The 13,397-nt window shown below is 60.2% G+C and carries 10 protein-coding genes; 6 read left to right on the top strand and 4 right to left on the bottom strand.

From position 1 onward, the window contains the following. Positions 1-40: 40 nt before the first annotated feature. Positions 41-1,054, bottom strand: coding sequence for a UDP-glucose 4-epimerase GalE (gene galE, locus CAK78_RS19670; RefSeq protein ID WP_094698393.1), 1,014 nt, complete (start codon positions 1,052-1,054; stop codon positions 41-43). 205 nt (positions 1,055-1,259) lie between these two features. On the opposite strand from galE, the gene CAK78_RS19665 reads away from it, so the two are divergent. The 6 genes from CAK78_RS19665 (at position 1,260) to CAK78_RS19640 (ending at position 11,166) form a co-directional block, all read left to right on the top strand. Beyond that, positions 1,260-2,264, top strand: a complete 1,005-nt coding sequence (locus CAK78_RS19665; protein WP_094698391.1) for a substrate-binding domain-containing protein — start codon at positions 1,260-1,262, stop codon at positions 2,262-2,264. A gap of 218 nt (positions 2,265-2,482) precedes the next feature. Further along, positions 2,483-5,560 carry a beta-galactosidase gene (locus CAK78_RS19660; RefSeq protein ID WP_094698390.1) on the top strand — a complete coding sequence of 1,026 codons (3,078 nt, stop codon included), beginning with the start codon at positions 2,483-2,485 and terminating at the stop codon, positions 5,558-5,560. 234 nt (positions 5,561-5,794) lie between these two features. Next, on the top strand, positions 5,795-6,781 hold the full coding sequence (mglB, locus tag CAK78_RS19655; protein WP_094698389.1) for a galactose/glucose ABC transporter substrate-binding protein MglB: 987 nt from the start codon (positions 5,795-5,797) through the stop codon (positions 6,779-6,781). 52 nt (positions 6,782-6,833) lie between these two features. After that, positions 6,834-8,354, top strand: a complete 1,521-nt coding sequence (mglA, locus tag CAK78_RS19650) for a galactose/methyl galactoside ABC transporter ATP-binding protein MglA (protein WP_094698433.1) — start codon at positions 6,834-6,836, stop codon at positions 8,352-8,354. A gap of 16 nt (positions 8,355-8,370) precedes the next feature. Then, positions 8,371-9,381, top strand: coding sequence for a galactose/methyl galactoside ABC transporter permease MglC (gene mglC, locus CAK78_RS19645; RefSeq protein WP_094698387.1), 1,011 nt, complete (start codon positions 8,371-8,373; stop codon positions 9,379-9,381). 51 nt (positions 9,382-9,432) lie between these two features. Then, the gene (locus CAK78_RS19640) at positions 9,433-11,166 is read left to right on the top strand and encodes a methyl-accepting chemotaxis protein (RefSeq protein WP_094698386.1); all 1,734 of its coding nucleotides are present in this window, start codon (positions 9,433-9,435) and stop codon (positions 11,164-11,166) included. Between the two features lie 602 nt (positions 11,167-11,768). Here the strand turns inward: CAK78_RS19640 and CAK78_RS19635 are convergent. The 3 genes from CAK78_RS19635 to CAK78_RS19625 all read right to left on the bottom strand — a co-directional run bounded on the left by CAK78_RS19635 (position 11,769) and on the right by CAK78_RS19625 (position 13,061). Next, positions 11,769-12,137 carry a CopG family transcriptional regulator gene (locus CAK78_RS19635; RefSeq protein ID WP_094698385.1) on the bottom strand — a complete coding sequence of 123 codons (369 nt, stop codon included), beginning with the start codon at positions 12,135-12,137 and terminating at the stop codon, positions 11,769-11,771. A gap of 1 nt (position 12,138) precedes the next feature. Beyond that, a complete protein-coding gene (locus CAK78_RS19630) occupies positions 12,139-12,786 on the bottom strand; it encodes an AAA family ATPase (RefSeq protein WP_005306480.1) in 648 nt (215 codons plus the stop codon). A gap of 98 nt (positions 12,787-12,884) precedes the next feature. Further along, complete coding sequence (locus tag CAK78_RS19625) at positions 12,885-13,061, bottom strand: hypothetical protein (protein ID WP_005306477.1); 177 nt, start codon at positions 13,059-13,061, stop codon at positions 12,885-12,887. Between the last annotated feature and the right edge of the window lie 336 nt (positions 13,062-13,397).

Below are 13,397 nucleotides of genomic sequence, written 5' to 3'. Positions count from 1 at the left end.
GGCCTTTCTCCCGCGATGGGAGAAGGGAGCAAAACGGACATCACGCCTCATACCCCTGCGGGTTGGCGGATTGCCAGCGCCAGCTGTCGGCGCACATGGCGGCCAGATCCCGTCGGGCACGCCAGCCCAGCTCGCGCTCGGCCCTGGCGGGATCGGCCCAGCATTCGGCGATGTCGCCCGGGCGTCTTGGTTCGATGCGATAGGGCAAGGGACGGCCGCTGGCCACCTCGAACGCCGCCACCATCTGCAGCACGCTCTGGCCCTGGCCCGTACCCAGGTTGTAGATGTGCACGCCACCCTTGCTGGCGCAGTGCTGCAGCGCCTTGACGTGACCTTCGGCAAGATCCATCACGTGGATGTAGTCGCGCACGCCAGTGCCGTCGACGGTTGGGTAATCGTTACCAAAGACCGAGAGGCAGTCGCGCCGGCCGATAGCGACCTGGGTCAAAAACGGCATCAGGTTGTTGGGGATCCCCTGGGGATCTTCCCCCATGGTGCCCGACTCGTGGGCACCGACCGGGTTGAAGTAGCGCAGCAGGGTCATGCTCCAGTGCGGTTCGGCCCGCTGCAGATCCTCGAGGATCTCTTCGATGATCAGCTTGGATCGGCCGTAGGGATTGGTGGCACTGCGTGGGAAATCTTCCCGGATGGGCGTGCTGGCCGGGTCGCCGTAGACGGTGGCTGACGAGCTGAACACCAGGTTGTGGACGCCGGCCCGCTTCATCGCCTGCAGCAATACCAGGGTGCCGCTCAGATTGTTCTCGTAGTAGTCGAGGGGGAGGCGGGTGGACTCGCCGACCGCCTTGAGGGCAGCGAAGTGGAGCACGGCATCGATCCTTTGTTCGCTGAAGATGCGATCCAGCAGGAGCGGGTCACGGATGTCCCCCCGATAGAAGCGGGGCTCGCGTCCGCTGATGGCGGCGATGCGGGCCAGTACGCCCGCCTTGCTGTTGCAGAGGTTGTCCACCACCACGGGCTCCATGCCGGCCGCCTGCAGTGCCAGGCAGGTGTGGCTGCCGATGTAACCGCAGCCGCCGGTGACCAGTACTTTCATCCTCATATCCACGCTCAAAAAAAGCCTGTGAAGGAGTCTAGCCGAGGGGCTGGCGGGCAAACTGTGAACTGGCTAACAAATACGTGTAAACGATTACACTTGTTTTGGTGGTCATCATTTCAGCAATATGGTTTTTCCCCCTGTTATCAGTGACATTGAGCGGTATAATGGCCTCGTCCCGAACCGTGAAATAAGTGAAAACAACATGAGTACCATCAAGGATGTCGCCCGTTTGGCCAACGTATCGGTGGCAACGGTTTCACGGGTGATGAACAACTCACCCAAGGCCAGCGCAGCCTCCCGCGAGGTGGTGTTGAAAGCCATGGCCGAACTGGGCTACACCCCCAATGCCAACGCACGGGCGCTGGTCAGTCAGACCAGCGATACCATGGGAGTGCTGGTGGGTGACGTGGCGGATCCCTTCTTCGGCGCCCTGGTCAAGGGGGTCGCCGCGGTGGCGGTGGAACAGGGGCTGCACCTGCTGATGGGTAATGGTTTTCACACGGCACGGCAGGAGCGCGAATCCATCGAGCTGCTGATCGGCAAGCGCTGCGAGGCACTGGTGGTACACAGCAAGGCGCTGAGCGACGAGGAGCTGATCGACTATGCGCTGCGGGTGCCCGGCATGGTGCTGATCAACCGCGACATCCCGGCACTCAAGGGGCGCTGCATCGCCCTCAACAACCGGCAGGGGGCCGCCACGGCGACCCGGCATCTGCTGGAGCTGGGCCACCGTCACATCGCCTTCCTGAGCTCCGATCACGCCATCGAGGATGCCATCCTGCGGCTGCAGGGCTATCAGGATGCGCTGGCCGAGGCGGGCGTGCGTGCCGACCCCGAGCTGGTGGAGAGCGGCATGCCCAACGAGGAGGGCGGCGAGCGGGCCATGCTCAACCTGCTGGCCAAGGGGTTGCCCATCACGGCCGTGGTGGCCTACAACGATGCCATGGCGGCGGGGGCCATCTCGGTGCTGGCGGACAACGGCCTCAAGGTGCCGGAGGAGGTCTCGGTAGTGGGCTTCGATGACATCATCTACGCCAGATACCTGAGACCCAAGCTCTCCACCATGCGCTATCCCATCGAACTGATGGCTGCCCAGGCGGCCAAGCTGGCCCTGCAGCTGGCGGCGGGCGAAAGCGAGGTGGTGCAGAGCCGCATTTACACCCCGACCCTGATCAACCGCCACTCGGTGGCGCCCGTTCGAAGCTGATCTCTTTCATTTACCTCTGTTTACCGCTCCGGATCGTCGTTTTTGAGGCGCTCGATCCGGAGCCTTGGTCTTTTACCTGCATTTAGCGCATTTTTACCCTGTTTTACTTAACAAATTCAGTGTAATCGTTTACATCTGTGTGAGCGAGATCGCCGATCACTGGGCAAATCTCCCCTACACTGCATACGTTTTCGGCGTTCATGCAGGGAGAGAGACGAATGCTCAGGGAGATAGTGGCCCGTCAGGACTGGCAGACCCAGGCGATTACCGCGGTGAATCGGCTGCCCGCCCATACCCCCTTGTTCAGCTGGCGCAGCGAAGCCGCGGCGCGGGATGATCTCGCCTCGCCTTCGTGCACCCTGCTGGATGGGGAGTGGCGCTTCTCCTTCTTCACTGCGCCCGAGCAGGTGCCGGAGCAGTGGCTGGCGCAGGATCTGCCAGATGCCTGTCCCATCCAGGTGCCGGGCAACTGGCAGCTGGCTGCCGCCTATCCGGCTGCTCGGCCTGTGACCGACGTACCCATCTACACCAACATCAAGTATCCCTTTCCATGCGATCCACCGCGGGTGCCCGCAGAGAATCCCACCGGCTGCTACTCCCGCGAGTTCAGCGTGCCGACCGACTGGCTCGCCAGCGGCCAGACCCGGATCATCTTCGACGGGGTGGACAGCGCTTTTCACCTCTTCTGCAACGGCCGCTGGGTCGGTTACTCCCAGGACAGCCGGCTGCCTGCCGAATTTGACCTGACCTCTTTCCTCTGCAGCGGTGACAACCGGTTGGCAGTGTTGGTGCTGCGCTGGTCCGACGGCTCCTATCTGGAAGATCAGGACATGTGGCGGATGAGCGGCATCTTCCGCTCCGTCAGCCTGCTGCACAAACCGGCCTGCCATCTGGTGGACATTCGGGTCACCCCAGAGCTGGACGCCTGCTACCGGGATGGTCGCCTCAAGATTGCACTGCAGGCAGCCAATGCGGCTGGCCTCTCGGTAGAAGCCAATCTCTATGACGGCGGCGAGCGGGTGGCGACCCTGTGCCAGCCGATCGGAACGCAAGCCATTGACGAGAAAGGGGCGTATGACGATCGCGCCGAGTGCTGGCTCGAGGTGGCGGCCCCGCGCAAGTGGAGCGCCGAGGCCCCCCACCTCTATCGCCTCACCCTGACCCTGCTGGACGAGCAGGGGGAACCCATCGAGAGCGAAGCCTGTGACGTGGGCTTTCGGGCGGTGGAGATCCGTGGCGGCCTGCTGCGGGTCAACGGCCAGCCGCTGCTGATCCGTGGCGCCAACCGCCACGAGCACCACCTCGCAACGGGGCACGTTGTGACCCCTGAGGCCATCGAGCAGGATCTGCTGTTGATGAAGCGGCATAACTTCAACGCGGTGCGCTGCTCCCACTACCCCAATCACCCCGAGCTTTATCGGCTGTGCGACCGGCTCGGTCTCTATGTGGTGGACGAGGCGAACCTGGAGACCCACGGCATGACCCCGATGGGGCGGCTGGCGCGGGATCCCGCCTGGAGCAACGCCTTCCTGGAGCGGGTGAGCCGTATGGTAGCCCGCGACTTCAACCACCCCAGCATCATCATCTGGTCCCTTGGCAACGAGTCGGGGTACGGCCCGGCCCACGATGCCATGTATGGCTGGGTCAAGGGGGCGGATCCGAGCCGCCCGGTGCAATACGAAGGGGGCGGTGCCGATACGCCGGCCACCGACATCATCTGCCCCATGTATGCCCGTACCCATCAGGATCAACCCTTCCCGGCGGTGCCCAAGTGGGCGCTGGCCAAGTGGATCGGCCTGCCGGGAGAGACCCGCCCGCTGATCCTGTGTGAATACGCCCACGCCATGGGCAACAGCCTGGGGGGCTATGCCCACTACTGGCAGGCGTTTCGCGACCATCCCCGCCTGCAGGGTGGCTTCGTCTGGGATTGGGTCGATCAGGGATTGGACAAGCTGACCGATGACGGCCGCCACTTCTGGGCCTATGGCGGTGATTTCGGCGATACCCCGAATGATCGCCAGTTCTGCTGCAACGGTCTGGTTTTCCCCGACCGTACCCCCCATCCCGCCCTGTTTGAGGCAAAACGTGCCCAGCAACCGTTTGTGCTGACCTTGCAACACCGCCAGCCGCTGACGGTCGAGATCCGCAGCGAATACCTGTTTCGCGAGACGGACAACGAGCAGTTGCAGTGGAGATTGTGCGAAGACGGCGTGGTGGTGAGCCAGGGTGAATGCCCACTCACCCTGGCGCCGCAGGGGAGTGTGACGCTGACCCTGCTGGAGCAGTTGCCGGCCTTTGCGCCGGGGGCGCTCGCCTGGCTGGATCTCGCCATCGTTCAGCCTGCCGCCACGGCCTGGTCAGCGGCCGGTCACGAGGTGGCGCGCCAGCAATGCATGTTGCCCGCGCCATTGGCGCTGCCTGCCGCCCGCACGCCGGCCACCTTCATCGAGCTGGCGGATGGCTGGCAGATCCGAGGGGCCGCCAGCGAGTGGCGGCTGGACAAGGCCAGCGGCCGCATCCACAGCTGGTGCAAGCTGGGCCGCGAGCAACTGAAAGAGGCCATCGCTGATCACTTCTACCGGGCACCGCTCGACAACGACATCGGTACCAGCGAGGCGGACCACGCCGATCCCAACGCCTGGATCGCTCGCTGGCAGCAGGCCGGGCTCAATGAGTTGCAGCATCGCTGCCTCGAGCTGGTAGTGAGCCCTGACCAAGGGACTGTGACGGTGCGTCACGGCTACTTCGTCGGCGAGGCGCTCAAGCTGCTGACCCGCTGGCGTCACGCCTTCGATCAGGATGGTGCCATGCACCTTGCCATCGAGGTGCTGGTGGCGACCGAGATGCCCTCCCTGCCGCGCATCGGCGCCCGGCTCTGGCTGACCGACGAGGTGCTGGCGGCAGGGGAGGAGGTAAGCTGGCTGGGGCGCGGTCCGCACGAGAACTATCCGGATCGCCTGCTGGCTGCCGACCTAGGTCGCTGGCAGTCGTCGCTCGATGCGCTGCACACCGCGTATGTGTTCCCGACCGACAACGGGCTGCGCTGTGACACCCGCTTGCTGCTGCTGGGTAGTGTCGAGGTCGAGGGACTGTTCCATTTCAGCTTGAGCCATTTCAGTCAGCAGCAGCTGGCGCAGGCCCGTCATCAGACCGATCTGGTGGCCGCAGGCGGACTCCATCTCTGTCTTGATGGTTTTCATATGGGGATTGGAGGGGATGACTCCTGGAGCCAGAGCGTACGACCGGAATATTGGCTGCAACCAGGCAGCTACTATTGGAACTGTGTTCTACGCTGAACCTGAGCGATTGCTTAACAAGAAAGAGTCCCGTTCAGATCTGCAGTGTCGCCAATTAAATATAACCATATGATTTTTAATTGATTTGTTGCTATGTAACAGAGTGTAAACGTTTTCATTTTGTTGTCATGATCACAGATCGATATACAACAAACTGATTACATTAGGCTGGCGCCAGTTCACTTGGTGTACAGCATTCCCTACAAAAACAGATAGAGAGATCGGAGCATAACAATGAAAAAGATCACGACCATTGCCGCCGTACTGATGAGCCTGATGGCAGGAGCCACCGCCCATGCCGAAACCCGCATCGGGGTGACCGTCTACAAATACGACGACAACTTCATGGCGGTAGTGCGCAAGGCAATCGAGAAGGAAGCGGCTGCCAACCCGGGGGTGGAGCTGCTGATGAACGACTCCCAGAATGACCAGTCCAAGCAGAACGACCAGATCGACGTGCTGCTGGCCAAAGGCGTGAAGGCGCTGGCCATCAACCTGGTTGACCCGGCGGCGGCCCCGGTCGTGATCGAGAAAGCCCGTGGCGAGGACGTGCCCGTGGTGTTCTACAACAAGGAGCCCAATGCCGCCGATCTGGCCAGTTATGACAAGGCCTACTATGTGGGTACCGATTCCAAAGAGTCTGGCATCATCCAGGGCCAGCTGATCGCCAAGCACTGGAAAGCCAACCCGGCCTGGGATCTGAACAAGGATGGCGTCATCCAGTACGTGCTGCTGAAGGGCGAGCCGGGTCACCCGGATGCGGAAGCCCGTACCACTTACGTCATCAAGACCCTGAACGACGGCGGCATCAAGACCGAGCAGCTGCACATGGATACCGGTATGTGGGATACCGCCATGGCCAAGGACAAGATGGATGCCTGGATCTCCGGCCCGAACGCCAACAAGATCGAAGTGGTCATCGCCAACAACGATGGCATGGCGATGGGCGCCGTGGAGTCCCTGAAGGCCCAAGGCAAGACCGCCATCCCGGTGTTCGGTGTCGATGCGCTGCCGGAAGCGCTGGCGCTGGTGAAGAGCGGTGCCATGGCCGGTACCGTGCTGAACGATGCCGCCAACCAGGCCAAGGCCACTTTCGAGCTGACCAAGAACCTGGCTGAAGGCAAACCGGCCGGTGAAGGCACCAGCTGGAACATAGTCAACAAGGTCGTCCGTGTTCCCTATGTCGGCGTAGACGCAGACAACCTGTCCAAATTCGAATAATTCCCTCCTCTAGGGCAAGGGAGGTCTCTTGCCCTTCTTTCAACCAGATGTGATGGCTGATATGACAACACAGCAACAATCAGAATGGCTGTTGGAGATGATTGACGTCAGTAAGAGCTTTCCTGGCGTCAAGGCACTCGATAATGTCAATTTACGGGTCCGTCCTCATTCTGTGCATGCGTTGATGGGCGAGAACGGGGCAGGGAAATCGACGCTGCTCAAGTGCTTGTTCGGCATTTACGAGAAGGATGAGGGCAAGATCTTCTTCAAGGGGCAGGAGGTCAACTTCACCTCCTCCAAGGAGGCGCTGGAGAACGGTGTCTCCATGGTGCATCAGGAGCTGAACCTGGTATTGCAGCGCTCCGTGATGGACAACATGTGGCTCGGCCGCTATCCCACCAAGGGGTTGTTCGTCGACCATGGCAAGATGTATCAGGACACCAAGCATATCTTCGACGAGCTGGACATCGACATAGACCCGCGGGTCAAGGTCGGTACCCTCTCCGTCTCCCAGATGCAGATGATCGAGATCGCCAAGGCGTTCTCCTACGATGCCAAGATCGTCATCATGGACGAGCCCACCTCCTCGCTGACCGAGAAAGAGGTGAGCCATCTCTTCAAGATCATCAACAAGCTCAAGGAGAAGGGGTGCGGCATCGTCTACATCTCCCACAAGATGGAAGAGATCTTCCAGCTCTGTGACGAGATCACCATATTGCGGGATGGCCAATGGGTGGCGACCCAGCCGCTCAAGGGAATGACCATGGATCAGATCATCGGCATGATGGTCGGTCGCGAGCTCACCCAGCGTTTCCCGGAGAAGACCAACCAGCCGAAAGAGGTGATCCTCGAGGTCGAACACCTGACGGCGAAAAATCAGCCCTCCATCCAGGACATCACCTTCAACCTGCACAAGGGGGAGATCCTCGGGGTGGCCGGGTTGGTGGGGGCCAAGCGGACCGACATCGTCGAGACCCTGTTCGGCATTCGCGACCGCAGCGAGGGTTCCATCAAGCTGCACGGCAAAGAGGTGGCCAACCACAACGCCCACGAGGCGATTCGCAACGGCTTTGCGCTGGTGACCGAGGAGCGCCGCTCCACCGGCATCTATTCGCGCCTCGATATCGCCTTCAACTCCCTGATCGCCAACATGGACAACTACAAGGGCTCCATGGGGCTGCTCAGCGACAACAAGATGAAGAGCGACACCCAGTGGGTCATCGACTCCATGCGGGTCAAGACGCCGACCCAGCAGACCCAGATCGGTTCCCTCTCCGGGGGCAACCAGCAGAAGGTGATCATCGGCCGCTGGCTGCTGACCCAGCCGGAGATCCTGATGCTGGACGAACCGACCCGCGGCATCGACGTGGGAGCCAAGTTCGAGATCTATCAGCTCATCCTGGAGCTGGCGAAGAAGGACAAGGGCATCATCATCATCTCGTCGGAAATGCCCGAACTGCTCGGCATCACGGATCGCATCATGGTGATGAGCAATGGCCGGGTCGCCGGGATCGTCAATACCAAAGAAACTGACCAGAGCGAGATACTGCGCCTGGCATCTCTGTACCTCTAGAGACAGGAAGACATTTATGGAGTCGGCTAACAATTTCAATCTGATGCGGGCGCTCAAGGAGAACGGCATCTACGTGGTGCTGCTGGTGCTGCTCATGATCATCGTGATCAAGGAACCCTCCTTCCTGAGTCTCACCAACTTCAGCAACATCCTGACCCAGTCTTCGGTGCGGGTCATCATCGCGCTCGGGGTGGCAGGCATCATCATCACCCAGGGTACGGATCTGTCGGCCGGTCGTCAGGTCGGTCTGGCGGCGCTCATCGCGGCGACCATGCTGCAGGCGCTGACCAACGTCAACAAGGTGTTCCCAAGCCTGGGCGAAGTGCCCATTCCGGCGGTGATCCTGCTGGTGTGTGTAGTGGGTGCCCTGATAGGTCTGGTCAACGGCCTCATCGTGGCCTATCTGAACGTAACCCCCTTCATTACCACCCTGGGGACCATGATCATCGTCTACGGCATCAACTCCCTCTATTTTGATTCGGTGGGCGCTTCGCCGGTGGCCGGCTTCGACCCCCGTTTCTCGAGCTTTGCGCAGGGGTTCATTAAGTTGGGCGGGTTCAAGCTATCCTATCTGACCTTCTATGCCGCCATCGCCAGCGTCTTTGTCTGGGTGCTGTGGAACAAGACCCGTTTTGGCAAGAACATCTTCGCCATCGGCGGCAACCCGGAAGCAGCCAAGGTCTCCGGCGTCAACGTGGCGGTCAATCTGGTGATGATCTATGCGCTGGCTGGGGTCTTCTACGCCTTCGGCGGCATGCTGGAAGCGGGCCGGATCGGCAGCGCCACCAACAACCTAGGCTTCATGTACGAGCTCGATGCCATCGCTGCCTGCGTGGTGGGAGGGGTGTCGTTTGCGGGTGGCGTGGGTACGGTCGCAGGGGTGATCACCGGCGTGCTCATCTTCACCCTGATCAACTATGGTTTGACCTATATCGGCGTCAGCCCTTACTGGCAGTTCATCATCAAGGGCGGCATCATCATTCTGGCGGTGGCACTGGACTCCATGAAGTACGCCAAGAAGAAATAACGATTGGCAGGGAGGGCTGGCAGTGTCAGCCCTCTCTTCTGGAGGGATCCCATGCCATTCAAGGTCAAGATTTACGTTCTGTTGCTGCTGGCTATCCTGGTCACCATCGGCACCGCCTGGTTCAGCGTCAATCACTTCATCAGCGCCTACATCCGCACTCAGGCGACCCAGAACATCAACGAACAGATCTCCCTGGTCAAAGAGAAGCTGGCCGGCGACATCAATCAGAAAATCCTGCTGGCAGCCAACCTCAACTTCGGGGTGACCAACGTCAAGAAGACGCTGGAGGAGACCGGCTTTCACAACATCGTCAAGGTGATCGGCGACATGGCGTTCGACGTGAGCGGCGTCATCAACGACAGCAGTAAGGTCGATGCCCTGCGCAAACTGATCCCCGCCGCCAACAACCAGATCACCGTCAGCCCGCTGCAGCAGGTGGACGGCAAGCCCGTCATCTCGATTCTGGTGCCTCGCGGTGCCGACTCTGCCTACCTTTATTACCTCGACATGAGCGAGTTCAAGAACCTGCTGGCCAGCGTCAGTGGCGAAGGGCGCTACTTCTCGCTGGCTGACGGCCAGGGCAATGAGCTCTACAGCAGCAAGCCGCAGGGAGAGAGCGAAGCGCGCCCCAATTCGCTGGATATTCGCGGCAGCAGCTGGACCCTGACTGGCTACATAGATCTCGACTACATCCGCACCATGACCCGGGCACTCAACGGCCAGATCATCATGGCGCTGCTCGGGGTGGCCGTGGTGGTGATGGTGCTCGCCGTGCTGGCACTCAACGTGGCCTATCGCCCGATTCTCTCGCTGCGGGACCTGGTGCAGGAGCTCTCTCGCGGCAGCGGTGACCTTACCCGCCGACTGGCGGTGACCAGCAAGGATGACCTCGGGCAGATCTCGGCCGGCATCAACCGCTTCATCGAGCGGCTGCAGGAGATGATGAACGAGGTACGCCAGGCCAGCGGCCAGCTCAACAGCGGTATCGAGGGGCTGGCCAGCCAGACCGGTGCTGCCCAGTCTCTGCTGGCGGATCATGTGCGAGAGACCGAGCAGGTGGTGACCGCCATCAACGAGATGAGCCGCACCGCGGTCTCTGTCTCGGAGAGCGCTGCCAGCACGGCCCAGCTCACCGGCCAGAGCCAGCAACTGGCGAGTCAGTCCCGTCAGGTGGTCGATCAGGCCATGGCCAGCGTGATGGCGCTGGTGGATGAGGTGGAAGCCACCGCCCGCTCCATCGAGGCCATGCAGCAGGATGTGCAGCAGATTGGTTCGGTGCTCGGGGTCATCGGTAGCATAGCCGAGCAGACCAACCTGCTGGCCCTCAATGCCGCCATCGAGGCGGCCCGCGCTGGCGAGCAGGGGCGCGGTTTCGCGGTGGTGGCCGACGAGGTGCGTTCACTCGCCGCCCGTACCCAGCAGAGTACGGCGGAGATCCAGACCATGCTGGCCAGCCTGCAGCAGGGGACCCGGACCGTAGTGAATGCCATGAGCAATACCAAGCAGAGTTGTCAGGGCGCCGCCGAGAACACCACTCGGGTCAACGAGTCACTGGATCTGATGGCGGGCGAGGTGGTGGAGATCAACGATCTCATCAGCCATATCGCCACGGCTGCGGAGCAGCAGAGCGCGGTAGCCGAGGAGATCAATCGCAACATGAGCGCCATTGCCGAGGTGATCCGCCAGCTGACCCACAACGGGGAGGCGACGGTGGCCAGTGCCGGCTCGATGCAGCAGACCTACGACAGGTTGCGGGAGATAGTGGGGCACTTCCGGCTGGAATGAGTGGGGAGAAAAGGCTGGCCGGGGTAAAAATGGCCAAAAAAGATGGGGGCGACTTGCGTCGCCCCCGATAGTCTTATCGCTCATATCCTTGAACGAAGTTGCTCCCTGCAATCCCTGACTATACCTCTTCCTTTAGGTTTCCCCTTCCCAATCCTTTGGGGTGTCCTTTAGCCATCATGGCCTGACGAGTCATCCGTTCCCGTCGCACTTTCTCCGTCCTGGGAGGTGTCCTTTACCACATCCTGTGGTGAGTCCATTTGCCCAACCCTGGCAGCCAGTCTTCCTGACCGACTTCATTGCGTCCGTGCAGGAGTAACTATAAGGATTTCAGGGAGCGGGACAACGGTAGAGTGAAAAACGTTTTTACGCATCTCGTTACGAAGGAAACTTGTTTCAATATTTATCCTTTAATTTCATTGGTATAGGTATTTTTTGTTCATGTTTTACGATCTTATCTTCCGACTATCGCGGGATCTTTTTTGGCGCTTTGCCTACATCGTCTATGGCGAATGTCTTACACCTTGTTCAACTGGGATTCAGAAAGGGGGAGACGAGCAGATAAGAGCCTGCTGGCAACGAAGCATGGCAGGAGGGAGACAGCGTCAGTTGTGTGCCTGCAGCCGCTCATAGATGGTCTGGCGTTCTTCCTGGCTCAGGGAGGAGAAGTAGTGGGTAAACAACCGCAGCAGCAGGGACTTGTTCATGCCGTCCTGCTGGGTCAGGTTGCCAAGCTCATCAATGGCTGTGGTACTGAGCGAGAAGGTGGCTTTCTTGAAGCTGGGCTTGAGATGTTCACCGCTCTCGATGAAGGCGAGTGCGGTCAGAGCCTCGTCCCGATGCAGGGTCCGCTCCAGGCTGACGACCTTGGGCTTGCCCTTGGCATAGAAATCCGCGTCCTCGATGAACTCGTCTATGGTGAACTTCTTCTGGTGATGCAGATTGTGTTTCTTCTTCAGGTCGGCAAGTCCCATCTCATACCCCCAGCTCCAGAAACTCCTTGGCGATGGCACGTATCTCTTCGGCAGACTTGCCATCCGGCTCTATCTCCATCACCGACAATCCCTTCTCCTCGCTGTCGTCGTAGACGTTACGGCCATAGGTGATGGAATTGAGCACATCGACACCGAAGGAAGAGCAGACTTCCTTGGCTTCCAGTATCCGCTTCGCCTGGTTGGGCAGGGCAGGGCATTGGGTCAGTACCACGGCAGCCCGCAAGGTCGGGTTGACCATCTTGCAAGTGGTGATGAGGTCTTCCATGTGCGGCAGAGTCTTGAGATCGCGGCGCTTGGGACGCAGCGGGATCAGGGCATGGGTGGCGACGGCCATGGTGGAACGCAGTGCCCGGTTGTCCTGGCCGCCACAGTCGACGATCAGGTAGTCATAGCGGTTCTTCAGGCTGAGCAGATCGTTGCGGATGTTGCCGTAGAGCTGGACGCAGTTTATCTGGGGCAGATCCGGATTGTCGTTGCGCTCCTGGATCCAGTCCGAGGTGGTGCGCTGCGGATCGCAGTCCACCAACAGTACTTCGCCGTGAAACTGGGTTCTGAGGTAGACCGCCAGATTCTGGGCGAGACAACTCTTGCCGCTCCCTCCTTTTTCACCACCGACCAGCAGGATCATGACCGTCTCCTATCCCTATGAAAAACAGCTGCATTGAGTATAGGAGGGGGTTGGGCCATGACAAGCCAGGAGGAGAAGACCTCCTCCCGGGGTTTCGCTCAGTAGTGCTGGCTGCCGCCATGCCACTGACACACGTAGGCGGGTACCAGCATCTGGGGGGCCTGATCGACATGGCACACCACCAATGGCATGGCAGGGGCACCCTCCGCATGGACCAGTGCCGGGGTCATGGGCAGCAGCAGGGCAGAAAGCAGCAGCAGCGACTTCATCTTCATGGCTATCTCCTTGGTGACATAACAGGTGTGATCTTGATCACTTTCTGAGTTAAGCCGAGCCGGCTTGTGACGCAAGTTGCTGAAATAAATTCAACTAATGAAAAAAGTTTGAAAAAGCCCCGGCGCCGGCCAGTTGAAAATTGGCCGGCCAAGATGCGCAATTCGTGCATATCCATATAAGAGGTGAAGAGGCAACACTGCCTGTAGTCTGGCCCGGCAAGCGGAATAGAGGCGATGCCATGATCTGGAACAACAAACAGATTATTCAGCGCGAAGCCTGGCCGTGACTTTTTATTTGCTGCGAGCGCCTCGCAAAGGGCGCGGAAAATTCAAATA

The organism is Aeromonas sp. A35_P (assembly GCF_002259925.1).
Taxonomy (GTDB): Bacteria; Pseudomonadota; Gammaproteobacteria; order Enterobacterales; family Aeromonadaceae; genus Aeromonas; species Aeromonas dhakensis.
Note: the sequence above shows the minus strand (reverse complement) of the source record. Positions and strands in the feature narration are given on the sequence as shown.